Here is a 24676-nt window from a genome sequence, read left to right on the forward strand (position 1 = left end):
AGCAATTTAAAGCATATTGAATTCAATCATCAGTTTGCAATACCATTGCAAGAATAAGTTTCTATATTTGCATCAATGAAATTTTTAATATTTTTATTAGCTATTTATATTTTTGCACTCAACCTAACACCTTGTGCAGATTTTATTGTGCCTAATGATCATGTACAAACCAAAATTTCACAAATTACCGACAACCACAAACATCAAGACTCAGATTTATGTTCGCCTTTTTGTATTTGTCAATGTTGCCACGTAAACGCAACAGATCTTCAATTAACTTTTATAAAAATTGAAGTTTCTGAAATTTCGACACAAGATTTTTTCTTTTTAAATGGCTCAGAAAAAGAGTATACTTCTTCAATTTTACAGCCTCCAATAGCATAATTTAATTCTTTTACAGGATACTTATATCCCATTTTGAATCTTTTAGGTTCTTTTTATTTCGAATGATTCTATTTTTATAATTGAATTATATCGAGATGTTTCACTGAATTAAATCTTTTTTTATGATTAATAAAATCATTGATTTCTCAATCAATAACAAGTTTATTATTGGTTTGCTTACGCTTACCATAATTGCAGCAGGTATTTGGAGCATGACCAAAGTACCTATAGACGCTGTGCCAGATATTACAAACAACCAAGTACAAGTAATTACCCAAGCGCCAAACTTGGGCACAGAAGATATTGAACAGATAGTAACCTACCCTGTAGAAATTGCCATGAGTAATCTGCCTAATGTTCAAGAAATTCGTTCTATTTCTCGCTTTGGTCTGTCTGTTGTTACCGTTGTTTTTGATGACGATATGGGCACGTATTTGCCACGTCAATTAGTAGCTGAAAAACTAAACGATATTAAAGCTCATATTCCCGAAGGATTTGGAGAACCATCCATGGGACCAATATCTTCTGGATTAGGAGAAATTTATCAATACACCTTAAAAGTAAAGCAAGCATTTAAAGACAAATACTCAATTACCGATTTGCGAACCATGCAAGATTGGATTGTACAACGTCAAATGGCCATGGTAAAAGGTGTTGTTGAGGTAAACGCCATAGGCGGAAAAATTAAGCAATATGAAGTTGCCCTAGATCCGAATGAATTAAGAGCAATTGGCTTAACTATTACCGATGTTTTTGAAGCGTTGGAAGTCAATAATCAAAATACAGGAGGTGCTTATATCGAAAAAAATCATCAAGCCAATTTTATTCGTGGAGAAGGATTGGCAAGAAATTTAGATGATATTAGACAAATTGTTATTAAAAACACTAATAACATTCCAATTACAATTGGAGATATTGCAACCGTTCAATATGGTGCTGCCGTTCGTTATGGTGCTATGACTCAAGATGGAAATGGTGAGGTTGTTGGCGGAACAGTAATGATGCTTAAAGGAGCCAACTCCAATGATGTTATAAAAAATGTAAAGGAAAGAATGGCTGAGATTGAAAAATCTTTACCAGAAGGTGTTAGTATAGAACCTTTATTAGACAGAAGTAAACTGATTAAAGAAACAACATCTACAGTTTCGAAAAACCTAACTGAAGGCGCTCTAATCGTCATTTTTGTCCTCATTTTTTTATTAGGTAATTGGCGTGGTGGCTTAATTGTGGCTTCAACAATTCCATTATCATTATTATTTGCTTTTATTTTAATGAATGCATTTGGTGTTTGGGCAAACCTAATGAGTTTAGGAGCTATAGATTTCGGAATTATTGTTGACGGAGCCGTAATTATTGTAGAAAGCACTGTTTTTATTATAGCTACACAAGTCTTAAAAAAGAAGAAATTATCACAAAAAAAAAGGGATGGTGTAGCAGCTAATGCTTCTAAAAAAATGATGAATGCAGCCTTTTTTGGTCAACTTATCATCTTAATTGTGTTTTTACCCATTTTAGCATTAGAAGGTATCGAAGGAAAAATGTTTAAGCCAATGGCTTTAACATTCATATTTGCCATGATTGGCGCCATGATTCTTTGCTTAACATATGTACCAATGATGTCTGCCTTAATTTTAAGAACACCTAAATCTGACAAAAAATCGTATGGTGATAAATTTGTGCTTTGGACAGAACGAAAATACCAACCAATATTAGAGAAAGCTTTAAAAAACGGAAAACTAATTGTTGGTATCTCGGTCGTTTTATTTGGTGTAACTGTATTTATGTTCTCTAAAATGGGAGGAGAATTTATACCACAACTAGATGAAGGAGATATTGCATTTCACGCTATTCTAAAACCCGGTAGTTCTCTTACAGAAACACTTGAAACGACAACTCGAGTTGAGCAAATTGTAATGTCTAAGTTTCCAGAAGTTAAAAAAGTTGTTAGTAAAATAGGAGTTGCAGAAATCCCTACAGACCCCATGCCTATGGATCTAGCTGATGTTTTTGTTATTCTGAAACCTAAAAATGAATGGACAACTGTAACTTCTAAAGACGAGTTAATTGAAAAAATAAAAGAAGCCGTAGAAATTATTCCAGGAGTAAATTATGAATTCACGCAACCTATGGAAATGCGTTTTAATGAATTGCTTGAAGGTGTTCGTGAAGATATTGCTATAAAAATTTATGGAGAAGACATTGATATTCTTTCTAAAAAAGCCGAAGAAATTTCTAAGATTATTGCAGGAACAAAAGGTATTGGTGATATGAAAACGGAAGCTACCACAGGTTTACCACAAATAACCATCACATATAATAGAAGTAAACTAGCGCAATATGGCTTGCAAATAAACATGCTGAATCAGATTGTTCAATCTGCATTTTCAGGAGGAACCGCTGGTATTATCTTTGAAGGTGAAAAACGTTTTGATTTAGTAGTTCGTTTAAATTCTGAAAATAGAAAAGACATTTCAGACGTTAAAAACTTATTTATCAACTTGCCCTCTGGAATACAAGTTCCGCTTCGCGAAGTTGCAGATGTGAGTTATAAATCGGGGCCTATGCAAATAAGTAGAGACAATACCAATAGAAGAACTTATGTTGGTATTAATGTTAGAGGGCGTGATGTAAAATCTTTAGTAGAAGAAATTAAAGTAAAATTAGATGCGAAATTGGAATTACCTTCTGGGTATTTTATCCGCTATGGAGGCGCTTTTGAAAACTTAGAACGTGCTAGTAATCGCTTGCAAACCGTTGTTCCGATTGCCTTGTTACTTATTTTTGTATTGATTTATTTTGCATTAAAATCGCTACCACAAACCTTAATGATTTACATAGCAATCCCTATGGCAACCATTGGCGGTGTTGTTGCATTATGGCTTAGAGACATGCCTTTTAGTATTTCTGCAGGTGTTGGTTTTATAGTACTCTTTGGAGTTGCTGTTCTTAACGGACTAGTAATGATTAGTGGTTTAAATGAATTAAAAGAAGAAGGTGTTACTAATTTAAAAGATAGAATTATAGAAGGTACCAAAAGACGTATTAGACCTATAATGTTAACTGCACTTACCGATGTTTTAGGTTTTTTTCCAATGGCAATTTCATCATCTGCAGGCGCAGAAGTGCAAAGACCTTTAGCAACCGTTGTTATTGGTGGTATATTGACGGCTACCTTATTAACTTTATTTGTTTTACCTATTTTATATCATTGGGTAGAAAACAAAACTTTCAATTTTAAGATAAATAAAAAACTCATTACAACTACCGCTATTTTAGTATTTATATTCTTATTACCTATTGCAGGAAATGCCCAAGAGTCTCTAAATAAGCTACCGATACTTTCAATGCAAGATGCTCTAGAATTATCAAAAGAAAATTATCCTAGTTTAAAAGAAGGACAGTTAGAAATTGAAAAACAGCAACTATTAAAAAGTTCTACTTTTGATTTTGGTACTACTCAAATTTATACAAGCGGAGAAGAACTAAACAATGGTGCTGGTGTTTACACAACTATTGGTTTAGGGCAATCTAACATTGATGTTTTTGGAATTTCATCTAAACGAAAATTAAATAAACAACGTATTCAATTGGCTGAAAAAGCCTATCAACTTTCTGAGTTAGATTTAGAGCTAGAAGTAAAAAAAGCTTGGTCAAAAGTATTTCAGACAAAGAGCAACTACTATTTATATAAAGAATTAGACTCAATTTATATTAATTTCGAAAAATCTGTAAAGTTAAATTATGAAGTAGAAGCAATCTCTAAATTAGAATATTTAGCGGCTAGAAATCAAAAGTTACAGATTCAGAATAAAACAAAACAAGCCTATAGTGCATATATTATTGCAATACAACAATTCAATTTATGGTTTGTTTCAGATGAGTTGTTTACCGTATCAGATAAATTTGAAGACCTAAATACTATTGATATCAGTACGATTAACCCAGAATTGCACCCATTATACAGTCTTTCTCAGCTGCAAGTAACAGAAGCAGAAGCGAACTACAAAGTAGCAAAAGCAGAAAACTTACCTAAATTGAATCTTAAAGGAGGTTTACAGGAAGTACAAGGAGTTTCCGGATTTTATAGTTATCAAGTAGGTATTTCTATTCCCTTTTTATCTGGGAGAACAAAAGCACAAATTAAGACTGCTAAAATAGATACAGAAATAGCTAAAGCAAATGTACAATTCAAACAGAAAGAAATTAAATCTAAATTATTTCAGGCAAAAGAAAATTATCAAAAATGGAAAACTTCTTGGTTGTTTTATAAAGAAGAAGCTTTACCACTTGTAAAAAGTCAAAAAACAGGTGCTCTATTTGCTTACAAAGAAGGAGAGATTGATTATACCGCATTTACACAACTTATAAAGGAAGCCATACAGTCTGAATTAGACGCACAAGATGCATTTATAAATTATTTAGAAAGTACTTTTGAATTACAATATTTTAAAAATTAAGACAATGAAAAACACAATATATAACATTCTAGCAGTATTAATTCTCTCAGTTTTATTAACTTCATGCGGTGATAAAAAAGAAGATACACATGCACACGATATAGAAGTTAAAACAGAAGTAAAGCAAGAAGAACATCTTGAAGAAGCGATGATTTCTACTCAACAATTTGATGCTTTAAAAATGAAAGTAGCAACTATAACTACAAGACAAATGAGTGGTTTTGTAGAAGCAAATGGAACCTTAGAGGTTCCGCCACAAAATGAAGCAGCAATAACTACAGTTATAGGTGCAAATGTGGTTTCTATTAAAGTGATTGAAGGAGACAAAATAAATAAAGGGCAGGTTGTGGCGTACCTATCACATCCAAATATTATAAAAATGCAAACGGAATATTTAAATGCTTATAGCAATCGTAATTTTCTACAAAAGGGTTTTGAGCGTCAAAATAAACTATACAAAGCTGGAGTTGGTTCTGGTGCTAATTTTCAAAAAGCAGCAGCTGAGTATGAAGCTTCAAAAGCATTAGTTAATGGAATGGCTGCACAATTAAAACTGTTAAACATAAATACTTCTTCTGTTAGAAATGGCACTATTTTTCAACGTATTGCATTGCGAACTCCAATTGAAGGTTTTGTGCAAAAAGTTCAAGTAAAAATGGGTCAATATGTAGATCCACAAACAGAATTATTCGAAATTGTAGACACACATCACGTGCACGCTGATTTAATGGTTTTCGAAAAAGATGTTTACAAAGTAAAGAAAGGTCAGAAAATAACGTTTGATGTTCAATCGATTCCTAATCAAGAATTAACGGCAGAAATTTATTCAGTAGGTAAAACTTTTGAAGAAAATCCAAAAGCAATTCACATACACGCAGAAATAGAAAATAAAGAAGGAAATTTAATTCCGGGAATGTATATTAAAGGAAGAATTCAGGTAGAAAGCACAGAAACAATAGCATTTCCAGAAAGTGCTATTACAAAAGAAGGAGATCATTTTTATGTTTTTTCTGTTGAAAAAGAAAATGATGCTTGGAGTTTTAAACCCGTAGAGGTTATTCCAGGCCAAAAAGATGGTGACTGGATCGCTTTAACTTTTCCGAATGAAATAAATCCTAATACAAAATTTGCTTATAACAATGCGTATTACCTTATTGCAGAAATGAAAAAAGGAGACGCAGAACATTCACATTAATGACGCAAACAATAGAACATTTTTTAGAATCTAACAATATTCGGGTCACAGCAATGCGACTGCTTATTTACAAGTTTTTGGCAAAAAAACAAGTTGCTGTTACCCTAACGGATATTGAAAATGCTTTTGAAAAAGCAGACAGAACAACTTTATACAGAACAATTAAAACTTTTGAAGAAAAGACAATTGTACATCAAATTGATGATGGAACGGGTATTACTAAATACGCCCTTTGTGCACAAGGATGTAATTGTGAAATTGAAACCGATTTGCACCTACATTTTCATTGCAATCATTGTAATGAAACAGTTTGCTTAACAGATCATAAAATTCCACAAATAAAAGTACCCGATGGTTTCATTTCAGAAAACATCAACCTCGTTGTAAAAGGAATATGTGATAAATGTAGCGGACAATAAATGCACTTCCGTTGCATTGAATTTTATAGCATCTTTGAGCTATAATTAAAAGCATTATGAAAAAAAAGCAACTCAATTTAAGAGATATAAAACCAAGTTCAGAAAAAGAACATCATCATCATGATGGACATAATCACGATGGAGAGCCAAGTGGTTTTAAAGCCTATATTCCGGCAATTGTAAGTTTTACAATGTTGATGACTGGTATTACCTTTGATTATTTTGATATTTCTTTTTTTAAAGATTGGGTCAGAATTATTTGGTACGGAATTGCTTATCTACCTGTTGGACTTCCCGTAGTTAAAGAAGGTTGGAAGAGTATTAAAAAAGGAGCTATTTTTACCGAGTTTTTCTTAATGTCTATCGCAACTGTTGGTGCCTTTGTTATTGGCGAATACCCAGAAGGTGTTGCGGTAATGTTATTTTATACCGTTGGCGAATTGTTTCAAAGTGCCGCAGTAAATAGCGCAAAAGGAAACATCAAGGCATTGTTAGATGTCCGCCCAAAAGAAGCCAATGTTTTTAGAAACGGAAAAACAGAAAGCGTAACACCAGAAGAAGTTGTTATTGGCGAGAAAATTCAGGTTCGAGTAGGAGAAAAAATTCCGTTAGATGGAATTTTAACTTCAACAAAAGCAGCATTAAATACTGCCGCATTAACTGGAGAAAGCAAACCGAATACGATTAAAAAAGGTGATACTGTATTTGCAGGTAGTATTAACCTAGAAAGCGTCATTGAAGTTAAAGTTACCAAAGAATTTAAAGACAGTTCTATTGCTAGAATTTTAGATTTGGTACAAAATGCGACAGCTCGTAAATCTAAAACGGAATTGTTTATCAGAAAATTTGCACGAATTTACACACCATTTGTGGTATATCTTGCAATCGCTGTAACATTCTTACCGTACTTTTTTGTAGTTAATTATGTGTTTACAGATTGGTTATATAAAGCCCTAATCTTCCTAGTAATTTCTTGTCCTTGTGCTTTGGTTATTTCTATTCCGTTAGGTTATTTTGGAGGATTAGGAGCTGCTTCTAAAAATGGAATTTTGTTTAAAGGGGCTTCTTTTTTAGACACCATGACTAAAATAAACACATTGGTTCTAGACAAAACAGGAACTGTAACGAAAGGTGTTTTTAAAATAACAAACATTAAAACGATTGGTTGGGAAGAAAAGGAATTTATGAAATACCTTTTTGCCATAGAAAAACAATCTACACACCCAATTTCCAAAGCTATTTTAGAATATAAAGCAGATGCTACACATTTTAAAGCAACTGAAGTCACTGAAATTGCAGGAAAAGGTTTAAAAGGAATCGTGAATGGAAAAACTGTTTTAGTTGGTAACAAAGCTTTAATGATGGCTAACAAAATTGAAATTCCCCAAGAAGTTGAAACGATTGTAGAATCAATCGTTTTAGTTGCTATTGACGGAGTCTTTGCTGGTTATGTAGTAATTGCAGATGAACTAAAAGATGACGCAAAAGAAACCATTATCAACCTACATAAAGTAGGTATCAAAAACATCATAATGCTTTCTGGCGATAAAGATTCTATAACTCAAAAAGTAGCATCAGAATTAGGTATTAAAATCGCTAAAGGCGGATTATTGCCCGAAGATAAATTAAATGAAGTAGAACTTTTAAAGCAAAATACTGCAAATAAAATTGCATTTATTGGTGATGGTATTAATGACGCACCCGTTTTAGCTACAAGTGATGTTGGTATTGCCATGGGCGGTTTAGGGAGTGATGTTGCCATTGAAACTGCAGATGTTATTATTCAGACAGATCAACCTTCTAAAGTAATAAAAGCGTTAAAAATAAGTCGTGCTACACGTAAAATTATATGGCAAAATATAGCACTCGCTTTTGGTGTAAAATTAGTTGTAATGATTTTAGGAACTCTGGGCTTAGCAACCATGTGGGAAGCCGTTTTTGCTGATGTAGGCGTTGCTTTAATAGCCATTTTAAATGCAGTTAGACTACAAAAAATGCAGTACGATTAAGCATCATAATTACTTATTAAAACAAAATAAAGTCTCACTTAAACTGAAATCAGTTCAATTTAAGTGAGGCTTTTTAACTTATTTACTCTTTAAGCAAGACTACTCTTCACTTCCCCAAGGAGCAGAAGGTGTTTCAATTTCTTTTGTGACATCAAACTTTACAGAAAAGTATCTTTCAGAACCAATTCTTCTTAGATTATATGTAAAACTTGTTTCATCAATAGTTACCCACCAAACATTGGTTGCTGCTGACGGAATTAAATCTGCAGTTTGTTTATCCGCAGGAAAAACTTGAAGATTCGCTAACCCAACATTCGAACTCATGCCTCCATATTGTGTAATTTTATATTCTGATCCATCTTTGTGCCTATGATCGTGTTTTAATTGAATCAAATTATCTTTATCCATTGTAAAAACCCACGTTCTAGATTTGTCATCACCCACAAAAAAAGGAATTCTAATGGTATTTTCTTCACAAGAACGCACATGCATTACTAATTTCTCACCTGTAAAACCATCTCCTTCTTTTCCACCTGCAACAATTTCTCCCTCATAAGATTTGCCACAATGTGTTGCTAAAGCATCCCAAAACACTACAGAATTTGGTACACCTTGTGCTAATAATTGAATTGGTAACAATAATAGAAATACTAATTTTTTCATATTTTAATTTTAAATAATCGGATGAAGATACACTTTTTAAGCATAAAAAAACACCTCATTTACATGAGGCGTTTTAAGTATTTATAAAACTTTAAGTATTAAGCTCCTAAAACTTCAGCAACTTTATCTGCAGCTTCTTGAAATTCTGTAGCAGAAATAATTTCCATTCCAGAATTGTCAATTAATTCTTTTGCTTCAACAGCGTTTGTACCTTGTAATCTACAAATAATTGGCACAGTAATTTTGTCTCCCATACTTTTGTAAGCATCTACAACACCCTGTGCAACTCTATCACAACGTACAATACCTCCAAAAATGTTTACTAAAATTGCTTTTACATTCGGGTCTTTTAAGATAATACCGAAAGCAGTTTCAACTCTAGCTGCATCTGCAGTACCACCAACGTCTAAAAAGTTAGCAGGCTCTCCTCCAGATTCTTTAATTAAATCCATAGTTCCCATTGCTAAACCAGCACCGTTTACCATACAACCAACGTTTCCATCTAAATCTACATAGTTTAAACCAGCAGCTTTTGCTTCAACTTCAATTGGGTTTTCTTCACGTAAATCACGCATTGCTGCATAATCTTTATGTCTGTATAATGCATTTTCATCTAAAGAAACTTTAGCATCAACTGCCATAATTTTAGAATCAGATGTTTTTAATACTGGATTAATTTCAAACATAGCAGAATCTGAACCAATATACGCTTTGTATAAATTGGTAACAAATTTTGTCATTTCTTTAAAAGCAACTCCAGATAAACCTAAGTTAAAAGCAACTTTACGTGCTTGAAAAGGCATGATTCCTAATAAAGGATCAATTTCTTCAGTAAAAATTAAGTGCGGAGTTTCTTCTGCAACAGTTTCAATATCCATTCCACCTTCTGTAGAATACATAATCATGTTTTTACCAGTTGCTCTGTTTAATAAGACAGACATATAGTATTCATCTGGCTCAGAATCTCCAGGATAATATACATCCTCACAGATTAAAACTTGATTCACTAATTTTCCTTCTGCAGAAGTTTGAGGAGTAACTAACATCATTCCTAAAATATCATCAGAAATACTTTTTACTTCGTCTAAGTTTTTAGCCAACTTAACTCCACCACCTTTACCACGACCACCTGCGTGAACTTGTGCTTTAATTACATGCCAACCAGTTCCTGTTTCTTCTGTAAGCTTTTTCGCAACTTCTACTGCCTCTGCAGGAGTACTTGCAACAATTCCACGTTGTATTCTAACGCCAAAACTGTTTAATATTTCTTTTCCTTGATATTCGTGTAAGTTCATCTGTAAATGTTTAAAACGGAATCAAAAATACAAATTCATATATAAAAAGGTGCAAAGTTTCTATTAAAAATTTATTAATGCTATTTATCTTAAATTTTCTAGAGATATTTTATTACAAAAAAGTGTAACATTTTAACAAGATACTCGTCTTTATAATAACGAACAAAATAGACTTATGTATCTAAAACAGAAAAGAGATATTGGTTTTGTACGTACAGATAATCAACCAAAAATTATATGTTTAAAAGAATCATTCTACTGCTTATTGCAGTGTTATCAATAGCTCCGCTATCTGCTCAAAATAAAAAAAACAGAAAAACTATTAAAACTACAAGGGTTAAAAAAACTCCTAAAATAGATGGTCTTTTAAATGATGTAGTATGGGAAAAGGCAGAAGTTTGTACAGACTTTGTTGACTTAAGACCAAATAATGGTAAATTAGTTTTAGAAGAATATCAAACAACTGTTAAGGTTATTTATGATGATGATGCCATCTATATTTCTGCTCAAATGAACGATCCAGACCCAGAAAGTATTCCGCAGGAGTTTGCAACAAGAGATAATTTTAGTATTGCAGACTTCTTTATGGTTACCATAAACCCTAACGACGATGGTCAAAATCCTTTTGAATTTTTAGTTCAAACTACCGGAAACCAAGCTGATGCTAAAGTTTCTAACGGAGACGAAGATTTTAATTGGAGTGCTGTTTGGGAAAGTACTGCAAAAATTAATGATAAAGGTTGGGCTGTAGAAATGAAAATTCCCTACAGAGCAATTCGTTTTGCAAACAGACCAATACAATCTTGGGGGTTTAATTTTCACCGAAGGTTAGAGAAATTAAACGCTCATCATACCTGGACGCACATTGACAATGCTGTTGGAAGATGGACGCAATACGATGGTTTAATTGAAGATTTTAGAGATATTAAACCACCAACAAGATTAAATCTTTACCCATATGCTTCTGCAACTGCTAATACTTTTGAAGGACATACAAAATATGATTGGAGTGTTGGAATGGATATTAAATATGGTTTAACTGAAAATTTTACTTTAGATGCTACTCTAATTCCAGATTTTAGTCAGGTTGGTTTTGATGATGTTGAATTAAATTTAGGCCCTTTTGAACAACAATTTACTGAACAAAGGCAATTTTTTACAGAAGGAACCGAATTATTTAACAAAGCAAACCTTTTTTACTCTAGAAGAATAGGTAGTGACCCAATAGATCAATTTAACGTAGAAAGCACTTTAACTTCGGATGAAGAAATTACAGATTACCCAAGTAAAGTAACCATGTTAAATGCTATAAAAGTTTCTGGAAGAACAAAAAGCGGACTGGGAATTGGATTTTTTAATGCCATTACAGAAAAAACAGAAGCAACCATAAAAAATAATTCTACTGGAGACACTAGAAAAGAAGTGATAGCCCCTTTTACAAACTACAATATTTTCGTTTTAGACCAACAGTTTAATCAGAATTCTACAGTAACATTAATCAACACAAATGTTACAAGAGACGGCAGGTTTAGAGATGCAAATGTAACTGCTTTAGATTGGCACATAGAAACAAAAGACAGTAAATACAATGCAGATGGCTCTGTTAAGATGAGTAATATTTCTGATGACATAAATAACCCAAACACCGGGTATACATTTGATAATAGCTTCGGATATAATTCTGATCACTGGAACTGGGAATTGGGTTATAATTTTGAAAACAAAGATTTTAACCCGAATGATTTAGGAATTCTTTTTAGCAACAACGAACAATCTATTTATGGTAGCGCAGGGTGGCGAACTTTACAGCCAACCAAAAATTATAATTGGTATAATATTTACTACTACAACAATGCTAATTTTCAACATTATTCTGGCATTTATACTGGTTTTACTGCTAGCGCAGGAATTGAAGCCCAGACAAGAAATAGATTTACTTTTGGAGGAAACTTAAACTACAATACAGAAGAAAAAGATTTCTTTGAACCAAGACAAGGATCTACAAGTGGCATTTATTTCCTACAACCAGAAAGAAAAAATATAAATATTTGGATCTCTACCAACTCACAAAAAAAATTAGAAGTGAATGCAGATATTTATTATTCTGCCTACAACAATTACAACAAGGCAGCTTACGGCTTTAGCATTGCTCCTCGTTACAGATTTACAAATCAGTTTTCTTTACAATATCAATTAAATTACAATAAAACGGATAATGATTTAGGTTTTGTAGATAAAGTAAACACCAACATTATCTTCGGTAAAAGAGATCGAAAAAACTACACCAACACCATTGCTGGTAAATATAGTTTTAGTACCAATTCTTCTTTATCTCTTAGTTTTAGACATTATTGGGGCGCTGTGAACTATAACGATTACTACAATCTTAACACAAACGGTGGATTAGACTCAAACACAACCTATAATAGCGATAATGTAAACTTTAATAGTTGGAATTTAGACCTGAGTTACATTTGGCAATTTGCCCCAGGGAGTCAGTTAATTGCTTTTTACAGAAATGCAATTTTTAATGAAGACACAAACGCAGACTTAAATTTCAGTAAAAACTTAGACAACTTATTTAAGGAATCACAAAGACATACGTTTTCTGTTAGGCTTGTTTATTTTATCGATTATAACAAATTGAAAAATATTTTTTAAAACTTCTTACTTTATAAACACAACGGATATTCTTAATAACAAAGGATATCCGTTTTTTTATGAGTAAAATTAAAGTCTTTTTTATACATTCGTTACAAAGTTATAGGTATGATAATAGGTAAAAACATTCACAAATATTATGGGGATGTAGAAGTTTTAAAAGGAGTAGATTTACATATTAAAAAAGGAGAAATCGTTGCTATTGTTGGTCCATCCGGAGCAGGAAAAACAACTTTACTTCAAATTTTAGGCACCTTAGACAAACCTCAAAAAGATCAAAACTACGAGTTAAAACTAAATAACGTTTCACTAAAAAACCTCGCAGACAAAAAACTTTCTTCTTTTAGAAACCAGCATATTGGCTTTATATTTCAATTTCATCAATTATTACCAGAATTTACGGCTTTAGAAAATGTTTGTATTCCTGCTTTTATTGCTAAAAAATCGAAATTAGAAACAGAAACAAGAGCTAAAGAAATACTTACATTTTTAGGATTATCGCACAGAATAAGTCACAAACCAAACGAACTTTCTGGAGGAGAACAACAAAGAGTTGCCGTTGCCAGAGCATTAATTAACAATCCTTCCGTTATATTAGCGGATGAACCTAGTGGTAATCTAGATAGTGAATCTGCTAAAAACTTACACGAATTGTTCTTTAAATTGCGTGATGAATTTGGACAAACCTTTGTAATTATTACGCATAATGAAGAATTAGCAGACATGGCAGATAGAAAATTAACCATGATTGACGGTAAAATTATAGAATAGTGTAACATTTCTAAGTTTAATACTACTTATAAATAAACCTAGATAATGAAAGAAACCTTTAACAATGTAATTAGCTATTTAAAAAACCCAGTACCAGGCATAGATCCCAATGAGAATGCTGGTTATCGCATTAAAGTATTCTTTCACCTATTTGTTATAAGCATAGCAACCAGCATTATAATCACTCCTTTATTCAGTTTAATTCAAGAGTTACAACTTGTAGATTTTGAAACTCATAAACTAGAAGAAATGTTTAAAGACTTGTCTTTTATTCAAGTTTTATTATTAGGTTCTATCCTTACTCCTATTTTAGAAGAAACCTTATTTAGAGCCCCAATTACTATTTTTGTAAAACCTAAATCGTTTAAATATGCCTTTTATATTTTTACACTAATTTTTGGTTTTATACATATTAGCAATTTTGAAATCACCACAAACGTCCTATTACTCTCTCCCATATTAATCTTACCACAATTATTAGTTGGTGGTTATTTTGGATATATAAGAGTAAAATTTGGCTTATTATGGGCGATGTTACTTCATGGAAGTTATAATGGTTTTTTATTTTTAATGAGTTTTTTATTTGAGTAGATAAATATGAAGAAATCTGAATTAAAAGAATTTTTAGACGAGAAGGTAGTTCTATATAACACCCCTAATTTTATTGAATCTGACCCAATTCAGATTCCGCATTTGTTCACAAAAAAGGAAGATATTGAAATTTCAGGCTTTTTAACAGCAACTATTTCTTGGGGAAATCGAACTATGATTATTAAAAACGCCACTAAAATGATGGATTATTTTGATCATTCTCCTTTTGATTTTGTTATGAATCATGAAGAAAATGATTTAAAAATTCTTGAAAATTTTGTGCATAGAACTTTTAATGCAATCGATTTACAACAATTTATAAAGTCTTTAAAACACATTTACACGCATCACCAAGGATTAGAAAAGGTGTTGTTGGTTGATAAAAAACAGACCGATTATAAGCATGCAATTCATCATTTAAAACAAGTTTTTTTTGAAACTCCTCATCAACAAAGAACTCAAAAACACATCTCAGATCCTCTAAAAAATTCGGCAGCAAAAAGAATAAATATGTTCTTAAGATGGATGGTTAGAAACGATAATTCTGGGGTAGATTTTGGCATTTGGAAAACCCACAAACCTGCAAATTTATCATGCCCATTAGACGTACATTCTGGTAATGTTGCACGTAAATTAAAACTTCTTTTAAGGAAACAAAATGACTGGAAAGCACTTTCTGAATTAGATACAAACTTGCGAAAACTAGATCCAAATGACCCTGTAAAATATGATTTCGCTTTGTTTGGTTTAGGTGTTTTTGAAAAATTTTAACGACTCTTAAAACTCTAAAAAAAGACAAACAAAGCAGTTTATTACACCTAATTTAAAGTTCCTTTTCATCCCTTGTTCTGCTATTTCTATTTTCAAATTAAAGACTATTATTTCGTTTTAATTTCAAAAGATTATCTTTCACATTTCTAAATCTATTTTTTAAATTTAACTTTTTTCGAATCACATCTAAACATGATAAATGCAATTTAAAAACCCAGAAATATTATACTTTTTAGCACTGTTAATCATACCGATTATAGTGCATCTTTTTCAACTACAAAAGTTCGTAAAAGTACCTTTTACAAATGTTGCTTTTTTACAAAAATTAGCACAACAAACACGTAAAAGTTCACGTATAAAAAAGTGGTTAATATTAGGTACAAGAACACTTTTATTTACCGCTATTATTTTTGCATTTTCACAACCTTATTTCAGCAACAAAACAGCAAACAAAAAACAACATAACTTCATCTATTTAGACAACTCTTTAAGTACAAATACAAAAGGAAAAAGAGGGAATTTATTACAAATAGCAGCCCAAGAAATTATAGAAAACGCATCAGAAAAAGATGTATATTCGCTGCAGACAAATTCCAGTTTCTACGACAGAATTACAAAGTCAGAACTAAAAAACATCTTATTACAGGTTAAAGAAACTTCAAAAAAAATAGATTTAGCGACTGTTTTATTAAAATTCGACTCCAAAACACAAGATAAAACAAACACTACAAATAAGACAATACTAATATCTGATTTTCAGAACACCTACAAAAACGAGTTTACAAATGTAACACCTGATTTTTCAGCTATAAAACTAGAATCTTCCATAAAAAACAACATTTCTATAGACAGTGTTTTCGTTACTGATTATAGCGGCAATAATTTCACACTCAATGTTCTTGTAAAAAACCAAGGGGAAACAAAAAACAACATTCCTATTGCTGTTTACAACAATAACAAACTAATTAGCAAACTCTCCTCCTCTTTTAAAAAAGACACTTTAAAAAACGTTCAATTTAAAATTCAAAACCAGGCAGAATTTAACGGTAAAATAACCATTAATTTTAGCGACACTTTCGCCTTTGATAATGTATTTTATTTCACCATAAAAAATGATCAAAAAATCAATATTTTATCCATCGGAAACAAAGCTAATTTCCTTCCAAAAATTTACACTAAAAATGAATTTAACCTCACACAATCTACAGTCCAAAACACAAACTATAATTCCATTTTAAAACAGCAATTAATTATCCTAAATGAGGTAGAAGATATAACTGAAATACTATCTAAAAAAATCATTGAATTTTCTAAAAACGGAGGAAGTCTTGTAATTATTCCACATAAAAACTTGAATATTAATTCTTACAATTCTTTGTTTCAAAATTTGAGTTTAGGGAAAATTCAACCTAAAAAAACAGACAGTTTAAAAATTACAAACATCAACTATAAGCATCCACTTTTTCAAAATGTATTTTCAAAAAAAGTGACAAATTTTCAATATCCAACAGTGCAACATTACTACCCTTTCTCTTCAAATAATAAAAGTACAATTGTAGCTTTTGAAAACGGAAGTTCTTTTATTTCTCAAATTAAAAATGGAGAAAACAACACCTTTTGGATATCGAGTTCTCTAGACACAAAAAACAGTAATTTTATAAATTCTCCTTTAATAGTTCCTGTGTTTTACAACTTCGGAAAAATGAGTTTTAAACACCCTAAATTATTCTATAGAATTGCATCAAAAAACACCATTGATATTGAAACAAATATTAAAAAAGACAAGGTGTTAAAAATTGCAAATTCTGAAAATTCTTTTATTCCGTTGCAAAAGAAATTTCAAAATAAAATAAGCATCACTACAAAAGAACAACCATTAAAATCTGGCATATATAGCATCCTACAAAATACAGATACCATTCAAAAAATTGCATACAATTACGCTAAGGAAGAAAGTTTGTTAAATTTTCTGGACTTAAATGAACTAAAAGAAACCAATCAAAATATTACTGTTTCTAATTCAGTTGCAGACGTTTTTAAAAAAATCAACAAAAAAAATGAAGTTCATTGGCTTTGGAAATGGTTTTTATCGTTGGCAATTGTATCTTTGCTTTTAGAAATTTTGATTTTAAAATTCTATAAACCATGACTACGCTTTTAAAATCGGCAACGATTATAGATACTTCAAGCCCATATCATCACCAACAAAAAGACATTTTAATTACCAACGGAATCATTACTAAAATTGAGGATTCTATAGAAGACAACAATTATCAAGTGGTAACGCTAGACAACTTGCATGTTTCTTGTGGTTGGTTTGATACGAGTGTTTCTTTTGGAGAACCTGGCTATGAAGAACGAGAAAATATTAAAAACGGATTAAATGTTGCTGCAAAAAGTGGCTTTACAGCCGTAGCAGTAAACGCAAACTCAAACCCAGTAATAGACAATAAGGCAGCGGTTGAGTATTTAATACACAAAGCAAACGGATTTGCTACAGGTCTCTATCCTATTGCTGCACTAACACAAAACAGCGAAGGTGTTGATATTGCCGAATTGTATGACATGCAACAATCTGGTGCCATTGCTTTTGCAGATTACAACAAACCAATTGCAAAAGATAATTTGATGAAAATTGCACTTTTGTATGCTCAGAATTTTGATGGCTTGATTTTTAGCTTTCCTAAAAACAACTCTATTGCAGGAGAAGGAATTGCAAATGAAGGCATTAATAGCACGAGATTAGGATTGAAAGGAAGCCCTGCTTTAGCAGAGCACATACAAATTGCAAGAGATCTATATTTATTAGAATATACAGGAGGAAAATTACATATTCCAACTATTTCTACCACAAAATCTGTTGAGCTAATTAAAGAAGCTAAAAAGAAAGGATTGCAAGTTACCTGCAGTGTCTCTGTACATCATTTAACTTTATCTGACGATGAATTACATGGTTTCGACAGTAACTTTAAGGTAAACCCTCCTTTAAGAACTAAAACCGATTTAAAAAGCCTGATAAAAGGAATTAAATCTGGAGTTATCGATGTTATCACTTCAGACCACAACCCTATTGACATAGAGCATAAAAAATTAGAATTTAGTGAAGCACAAGACGGAACTATTGGTTTAGAAAGTGCTTTTGGAGCAATTAATTCAGTTTTAGGTTTAGAAGATTTTATAGAAAACATTACAAGTAAACCAAAAGCTATTTTTGGTATAGAAAATCTTTCTATTCAAGAAAACAATAAAGCTGAAATTACTTTATTCAATCCTGAACAGAATTACACTTTTACAAAAGAGGATATTTTATCAACTTCTAAAAACAGCGCTTTTTTAGATAAAAAATTAAAAGGGAAAGCCTACGGAATTTACGCTAACAATCAATTAATATTAAAATAAACAGCATGCAAAATCAGACAGCAAACGAAGGAAAAACAATGGCAATTATAAGTCATTTTTGGATTATAGGCTTAATCATTGCTTTTTTCATGAACAACAGCACAAAGAATTCTTTTGCTAATTTTTACATCAGACAAATGATAGGCTTAAATTTAATTCAATTTTTAAACGGATGGATTATTTATAACTACCTAGGAAATACAGCAGGAATAATTGTAAGTACTATTTTATTGGTTTTATGGGTTATTTCATTAATGGGAGCTGTTAAAGGTGAAGAAAAAATTATTCCTGTAGTTGGAGATCAGTTTCAAGAATGGTTTAAGAACATATAATTAGATTAAAAAAGAATATAAATGAGCGATTTACAATACATAGTTAGGCAACCAAAAACAATAGCTGAAAACCCGCCATTATTAATTTTATTACATGGTTACGGAAGTAATGAACAAGATTTATTCTCTTTTGCTGAAGAATTACCAGATGAATTTTTAATTATCAGCGCACAAGCACCTAACGCATTGGGTGCCGATAGCTACGCTTGGTACGCTATTAATTTTGATGATGTAAATGGTAAGTTCTCAGATCTAAAACAAGCAAAAGAATCTATAGATAAAATTGCCATTTTTATTGATGAAATAAAAGCAAAATACAATACAGCCTCAGACAAAACTTTTTTATTAGGTTTTAGTCAAGGTGCTATATTAAGTTATTCTTTAAGTTTTTTCTACCCAAATAAAGTACAGCATGTAATTGCATTAAGTGGTTATATTAACACAGAACTACTACCTGCATCTATTTCTAAAGAGATTAAAACAGACTACTATTGCTCTCATGGTTCTGTAGACCAAGTTTTACCTATAGAATGGGCTCGAAAAAGTAAACCTTTCTTAGATAGTTTAGATTTTAAAAACGTGTACTCAGAATATCCGGTAGGTCACGGAGTTGCTCCACAGAATTTTTATAGTTTTAAAACCTGGATTGAAGAACGTTTATAAGCTTGTTTATTTTAAACTAAAAGTGTATACCAAATCAATAAAAGCTTTAAAAGACATATAAAGAACCTCAAACACTCGTTTGAGGCTTTTTATTTACAAATAAATAAAACTCAGCAATAGACAGAAATCTATCTTATTTATAAATTTGAACCACAAATAAACCCCAACAATACATATACCATTAAATTAAAACGCATGAATACGCTAATAAAAGTAATTGAAGCAGAAGAAATTTTGACAATAATTCCGCTTTTAACAAAATTAAATTCAAAAACTCCTTTAGATATATTGAAAGAACGCGTGATAGAAATATCAAAAAACACCAATTACGAATGCGTAGGTCTATATGTTGATGAAAAATTAGTAGGAATATCTGGACTTTGGTACTCTACAAGACACTATATTGGTAAATCCGTAGAGCCAGATCACGTAATTATTGACGACTCTGTTCGTGGACAAGGACTTGGAAAACAATTCTTTAATTGGATAGATAGTCACGTTAAAAATAAAGGCTGCGAAGCGATTGAGCTAAATGCTTATTCTAGCAATCCTAAATCTCATAAGTTCTATTATAATGAAGGATACAACATCTATGGCTTCCATTTTTTAAAGGTTTTACGAGACGATAAAAAATTTTATTAATTTTTTCAAAAAAAAGCTTGCGGAACTCAAAAAACATATTATATTTGCAACCGCTTACCAATAATGCGAAAGTAGCTCAGTTGGTAGAGCGTCAGCCTTCCAAGCTGAATGTCGCCGGTTCGAACCCGGTCTTTCGCTCAAAAGACTTCATATTTTATATGAAGTCTTTTTTTTGTTTAAAATATTAAAAAAGATTTAGAAGTTTTTAAACCTCCAAATCTTTATCATAAGGAATACGGTTTAAAATGTGATTAATTACATTTACACGCGCTTCTGTTTTTCTATTTGCTCTTATTATCTTCCAAGGAGAAATATCTGTATTTGTTTTCTCAAACATTGCTTTTTTATACTCTGTATAATCATCCCAAAGCAATTGAGCCTTTTCATCTAGCTTTGTCATTTTCCATTGCTTTAACGGATCACTTTTTATGTCTGCAAAACGTTTTGCTTGCTCTTTTTTAGAAATAGACATATATATTTTAACTAAATGAATTCCCGATTCTAAAATCATTCTTTCGAAATCATTAACCTGGTTCATAAATATTTTATATTCCTCTTGTGTACAAAAGTCATTAACAGGTTCTATAACCGCTCTGTTGTACCAACTTCTATCGAAAAACACCATTTCTCCTGCTTTTGGAAACTGCTCTACATATCTCTGAAAATACCATTGAGACTGCTCATCTTCCGATGGCTTCGGCAGCGCAACAATACGCATATGACGTGGATTGATACGTTCTGTTAATCTTCTAATCGCTCCTCCCTTACCTGCAGCATCTCTACCCTGAAAAACAATAATTATCCTTTCATTATTATTAATAGCCCATTTTTGTAAACGAATCAATTCTACTTGCAAGCCCTCAAGCTTCTTTTGATAATCTACATATCTAATGGCTCTTTCTATATTTAAAGGTTCTTTAGACAAAAGCGCTAACAAACCTTTCTTAGAATTTAGTTTTTTTAAATTTTTAGGTGATATTTCCATATTAAATTTAATCTATATTAGTATTAGATCTATAATAACGCATTACAACATTAGGATCTGGGGTTAATACTGTCTTTGCTTCTTTATCCTCATAATCAAACTGAGATAATACGTGCCTAATAGCTTCTAACCTTGCTACTTTTTTATCATTCGTTTTTATCATCATCCAAGGACTGTAAGAGGTATGTGTCTTAGAGAACATCTCGCCCTTATAATGCGTATATCTATCCCAAAGAATTTGCCCTTGCTTATCAACAGGACTAAATTTCCATCTTTTTAATGGATTTTCTTTTCTGCCTTCAAAACGCTTTAGTTGCTCATCTTTACTAATTGATAACCAAAACTTAATAATAATAACCCCGTCTTCGTACATCATATGCTCAAACTCGGGCACTTGCACTAAAAACTCTTTATATTGTTGATCTGAACAAAACCCCATAACAGGCTCTACTACCGCTCTATTATACCAGCTTCTATCAAAAAAAACAATTTCTCCAGGGTTTGGCAATTCTTTTATATAACGTTGAAAATACCATTGTCCTTTTTCTATTTCTGTAGGTTTATTTAAAGCCACCAACCTACTAGAACGTGGGTTTAGGTGCTCCATAAACCTACGAATATTACCACCTTTACCGGCAGCATCTCTTCCTTCAAAAATAATTGCAACACGCTTGTTGTTATTAGAAATCCATCTTTGTAATTTAACAAGCTCTATCTGAAGCAACCTTAGCTCTTCATTATAAATAATTGTTTTCTTTACTTTCTTACAAGCAGCATTCTTTTCTCCTATAAGTGCTAATAACTCTTGATTGTTTTTAACATTCTTAAAGTCTTCTGAACTTAATCCTTCTTTAATTTCCATAAATTCTATTTACTCGGACTAAAATAACTACTTTTTTTTAGAAATACATTAAAAAAAAATCATTTTAAATAAGTTATTTTATATTTGTTACTTATGAAATACTTTATACTCATTCTAGTTGTCTTTATATCGTCATACACAATTGCTCAAGAAAAATTCTCAAAAGAAATTAGCCTAATCACAGATAACGATTTATATGTTTCTACAGTTAGAGATAGATATTATACAAGTGGAATTTTCTTAAGTTATAGCTACCTTTCTAAAAATAAAAAAGAGTCTTTGGATAAACGAATTTTAGAATGGAAAATAAATCAGGAAATGTATACTCCTTTTAAAGCTACAGTTCAAAACGCTAGCAATCACGACAGACCTTTTGCAGGGTATTTATATGGGAGCTTCGGCATAAAAAGAATCTATAAGAACAACCAAATTTTTAACACTACTGCTCAAATTGGGGTAATAGGCAGTAATTCTTACGCAGAAGAATTACAAGAATTGATACATAATGTTTATGGCTTTAAAGAAGCAGTAGGCTGGGAACATCAAATAGAAAATGCTTTTGCTTTAAATTTTAATGTGGAATATTTAAAAACAATTGTAAACAACCAAAACCAGCTTTTTGACATCACTTGGACCAACAACGTAAATTTAGGTTCTGTCTATACAAATATTTCTACAGGAGTTTATAGTAGAATTGGATTAAAACCTCTTCAGAACTTAGCTAATTCAATTGCCTTTGATACAAACCTAAATAACGAACACACTAATTACTTTAGAGAAGTTGAATCTTTTTTTTACATAAAACCAATGTTGCGTTACGCAGTTTATGACGCAACTTTACAGGGAAGTTTCCTCAACAAAACGAGCCCAATTACAAAAGATTTAAAGCCCATTGTCTTTCATCTAGAATTAGGATTAAAATTTACTGCAAACCGTTTTAACTTTGGATACTCATTTCACTACAATACAAGCAAATCTAAAGATTTACGATTTACAAATGGGCATAGATACGGTAGCATCGCAATTAACTATCTATTGAAATAACCTAATTTTAATTAACAAAAAGAGCTCGTAACTATTCCTCAAAAAACTCATCTTTAAAACCGATTAAATATAATTTTTCTTGCGCCCTAGTTAATGCGGTATACAACCATCTATAATATTCTTTAGATACTCCTTCGGGTAAATAAGGCTGCTCTATAAACACTGTTTTCCATTGCCCTCCTTGAGATTTATGGCAGGTCATAGCATAAGAAAACTTAACTTGTAATGCATTAAAAAACAAATTCTTTTTAATTTCCAGAAACTGTTTAGACTTCGATTTTAAATGTGCATAATCTTCCTTTACTGCCTGATATAATTTATTAGATTCCTCATAAGTTAAAGAAGGAGTTTCACTCGTTAAAGTATCTAACAATAAAACGGTTTCAAAAGGCTGCATTTCTGGATAATCAATCATACTTACTTCTACTTCTGCAAATTTGAAACCATACAATTCTTTAATAGAAAATATTTTTAAGACCTCACAAATATCTCCATTGGCAATAAAACCTGCGGTTGAATTTTCTTTTAACCAGAAATAGTTGTTTTTTACAACCATTATATAGTCTCCAGCAGAAATTTCATTTTCTTGCCCACGAATTTTCATTCTAATTTGCTGATTATAGTCATTTGCTCTTTTATTAGAACGCACAATAAACGCAGTATCCTCTACACCATCACTTTCATAAGCAGTAACTAAAGCGTCTTCTATATCATAACCATCATCTAAACGAACAATATCAGGAAAATCAACATCAAACTTAAAATTAATAGTATCATTTTGAATCATTAACCTCAATAAGGTAGCATTTGCAAGAATTCCAGAATCTTCATGCTGACGCATAACTTCATCTAATTCAATTTCAGTGACATTCTTATGATAGTCATACACCAAGGTATCTTCTTCTAAAGCAGGACTAATATTTAACTTTACAGGAGGTAATTGAGCAGTATCACCTATAAATATCAATTTACACTGATGACCAGAGTACACATATCTAATTAAATCGTCTAATAATGATCCCGAATCGAATAATTGTTGATTCTGCCTACTATCAGGAATCATAGAAGCCTCATCCACAATAAAAATAGTATTTCTATGCTTATTGGGTTGCAAAACAAAACCTACACCACCATTTGACTGTTTTTTAGGAAAATATATTTTTTTATGAATTGTAAATGCAGGTCTTTTAGAATATACAGAAATTACTTTTGCTGCTCGCCCTGTTGGCGCTAGTAAAACTGCTTTCTTACCAATAGCTCCCAAACTATTAACATAAGCACTAATACTTGTTGTTTTCCCGGTACCAGCGTACCCCTTTAATAAAAACAATGCATCTGTATCTTCTGTAAAGCTAAAATCGCTTAAAAGATTTAATAATTTATTCTGCTTCGTTGTTGGTGAAAATTGAAATTTTTTCAATAATTCTACGTAAAAATCGGCTCTTTTATTTATCATATAAAAATTAATACAACAAAGATACATTGATTTGTAAATAAAAGTTTTTATCATAAAAAAAAAATTGTAGATTTGCC

Annotated in this window: 20 protein-coding genes and 1 tRNA gene; 16 read left to right on the forward strand and 5 right to left on the reverse strand. The window is 31.5% G+C overall.

Going from position 1 to position 24676, the window contains the following annotated elements; genetic code table 11:
- The first annotated feature begins 75 nt into the window (after nucleotides 1-75).
- The 5 genes from H0I29_RS00380 (at nucleotide 76) to H0I29_RS00400 (ending at nucleotide 8464) form a co-directional block, all read left to right on the forward strand.
- Nucleotides 76-384 carry a DUF6660 family protein gene (locus tag H0I29_RS00380; RefSeq protein WP_218754021.1) on the forward strand — a complete coding sequence of 103 codons (309 nt, stop codon included), beginning with the start codon at nucleotides 76-78 and terminating at the stop codon, nucleotides 382-384.
- Nucleotides 385-506: 122 nt separating this feature from the next.
- The gene (locus tag H0I29_RS00385; protein ID WP_218754022.1) at nucleotides 507-4841 is read left to right on the forward strand and encodes a CusA/CzcA family heavy metal efflux RND transporter; all 4335 of its coding nucleotides are present in this window, start codon (nucleotides 507-509) and stop codon (nucleotides 4839-4841) included.
- A 4-nt stretch (nucleotides 4842-4845) separates the two neighbouring features.
- Nucleotides 4846-6036, forward strand: a complete 1191-nt coding sequence (locus H0I29_RS00390; RefSeq protein ID WP_218754023.1) for an efflux RND transporter periplasmic adaptor subunit — start codon at nucleotides 4846-4848, stop codon at nucleotides 6034-6036.
- Entirely contained in the window at nucleotides 6036-6455 is a 420-nt protein-coding gene (locus H0I29_RS00395) for a Fur family transcriptional regulator (RefSeq protein ID WP_218754024.1), read from the forward strand. The genes H0I29_RS00390 and H0I29_RS00395 overlap by 1 nt, the downstream gene beginning before the upstream one ends.
- Nucleotides 6456-6511: 56 nt before the next feature.
- A complete protein-coding gene (locus tag H0I29_RS00400) occupies nucleotides 6512-8464 on the forward strand; it encodes a heavy metal translocating P-type ATPase (protein ID WP_218754025.1) in 1953 nt (650 codons plus the stop codon).
- Nucleotides 8465-8563: 99 nt separating this feature from the next.
- On the opposite strand, the gene H0I29_RS00405 is transcribed toward H0I29_RS00400, so the two are convergent.
- Entirely contained in the window at nucleotides 8564-9127 is a 564-nt protein-coding gene (locus H0I29_RS00405) for a hypothetical protein (RefSeq protein ID WP_218731007.1), read from the reverse strand.
- Nucleotides 9128-9225: 98 nt separating this feature from the next.
- Complete coding sequence (gene sucC, locus H0I29_RS00410; protein ID WP_165733658.1) at nucleotides 9226-10422, reverse strand: ADP-forming succinate--CoA ligase subunit beta; 1197 nt, start codon at nucleotides 10420-10422, stop codon at nucleotides 9226-9228.
- Nucleotides 10423-10659: 237 nt separating this feature from the next.
- On the opposite strand from sucC, the gene H0I29_RS00415 reads away from it, so the two are divergent.
- From H0I29_RS00415 to H0I29_RS00460, 10 genes are all read left to right on the forward strand, one after another.
- Nucleotides 10660-13083, forward strand: a complete 2424-nt coding sequence (locus H0I29_RS00415) for a DUF5916 domain-containing protein (RefSeq protein WP_218754026.1) — start codon at nucleotides 10660-10662, stop codon at nucleotides 13081-13083.
- A gap of 108 nt (nucleotides 13084-13191) precedes the next feature.
- On the forward strand, nucleotides 13192-13854 hold the full coding sequence (locus H0I29_RS00420) for an ABC transporter ATP-binding protein (RefSeq protein WP_218754027.1): 663 nt from the start codon (nucleotides 13192-13194) through the stop codon (nucleotides 13852-13854).
- Nucleotides 13855-13899: 45 nt separating this feature from the next.
- Nucleotides 13900-14445 carry a CPBP family intramembrane glutamic endopeptidase gene (locus H0I29_RS00425; RefSeq protein WP_218754028.1) on the forward strand — a complete coding sequence of 182 codons (546 nt, stop codon included), beginning with the start codon at nucleotides 13900-13902 and terminating at the stop codon, nucleotides 14443-14445.
- Between the two features lie 6 nt (nucleotides 14446-14451).
- A complete protein-coding gene (locus tag H0I29_RS00430) occupies nucleotides 14452-15216 on the forward strand; it encodes a TIGR02757 family protein (protein ID WP_218754029.1) in 765 nt (254 codons plus the stop codon).
- Between the two features lie 199 nt (nucleotides 15217-15415).
- Complete coding sequence (locus H0I29_RS00435; protein ID WP_218754030.1) at nucleotides 15416-17365, forward strand: BatA domain-containing protein; 1950 nt, start codon at nucleotides 15416-15418, stop codon at nucleotides 17363-17365.
- Nucleotides 17362-18615: a dihydroorotase family protein gene (locus H0I29_RS00440; protein WP_218754031.1), complete on the forward strand. Its 1254-nt coding sequence runs from the start codon at nucleotides 17362-17364 to the stop codon at nucleotides 18613-18615. Before H0I29_RS00435 ends, H0I29_RS00440 begins: the two co-directional genes overlap by 4 nt.
- A gap of 5 nt (nucleotides 18616-18620) precedes the next feature.
- Nucleotides 18621-18947, forward strand: coding sequence for a hypothetical protein (locus H0I29_RS00445; protein WP_165733665.1), 327 nt, complete (start codon nucleotides 18621-18623; stop codon nucleotides 18945-18947).
- A gap of 21 nt (nucleotides 18948-18968) precedes the next feature.
- On the forward strand, nucleotides 18969-19610 hold the full coding sequence (locus H0I29_RS00450) for an alpha/beta hydrolase (RefSeq protein ID WP_218754032.1): 642 nt from the start codon (nucleotides 18969-18971) through the stop codon (nucleotides 19608-19610).
- Between the two features lie 195 nt (nucleotides 19611-19805).
- A complete protein-coding gene (locus H0I29_RS00455; protein ID WP_218731016.1) occupies nucleotides 19806-20252 on the forward strand; it encodes a GNAT family N-acetyltransferase in 447 nt (148 codons plus the stop codon).
- A 65-nt stretch (nucleotides 20253-20317) separates the two neighbouring features.
- Nucleotides 20318-20390: transfer RNA gene (locus H0I29_RS00460), tRNA-Gly, on the forward strand.
- 67 nt (nucleotides 20391-20457) lie between these two features.
- On the opposite strand, the gene ppk2 (H0I29_RS00465) is transcribed toward H0I29_RS00460, so the two are convergent.
- Together ppk2 (H0I29_RS00465) and ppk2 (H0I29_RS00470) are read right to left on the reverse strand one after the other, a co-directional pair.
- Entirely contained in the window at nucleotides 20458-21237 is a 780-nt protein-coding gene (gene ppk2 / locus H0I29_RS00465) for a polyphosphate kinase 2 (protein WP_218754033.1), read from the reverse strand.
- Between the two features lie 7 nt (nucleotides 21238-21244).
- On the reverse strand, nucleotides 21245-22099 hold the full coding sequence (gene ppk2, locus H0I29_RS00470; RefSeq protein WP_218754034.1) for a polyphosphate kinase 2: 855 nt from the start codon (nucleotides 22097-22099) through the stop codon (nucleotides 21245-21247).
- Nucleotides 22100-22192: 93 nt separating this feature from the next.
- Here ppk2 (H0I29_RS00470) and H0I29_RS00475 point away from each other — a divergent pair, with 93 nt between their 5' ends.
- Entirely contained in the window at nucleotides 22193-23143 is a 951-nt protein-coding gene (locus H0I29_RS00475; protein WP_218731019.1) for a lipid A deacylase LpxR family protein, read from the forward strand.
- A 31-nt stretch (nucleotides 23144-23174) separates the two neighbouring features.
- On the opposite strand, the gene H0I29_RS00480 is transcribed toward H0I29_RS00475, so the two are convergent.
- Nucleotides 23175-24599 (reverse strand): ATP-dependent RecD-like DNA helicase, encoded by a 1425-nt coding sequence (locus H0I29_RS00480; RefSeq protein ID WP_218754035.1) that lies wholly within the window; start codon nucleotides 24597-24599, stop codon nucleotides 23175-23177.
- Nucleotides 24600-24676: the final 77 nt, after the last annotated feature.

Source organism: Polaribacter sp. R2A056_3_33, assembly GCF_019278485.1.
Classification (GTDB): domain Bacteria; phylum Bacteroidota; class Bacteroidia; order Flavobacteriales; family Flavobacteriaceae; genus Polaribacter.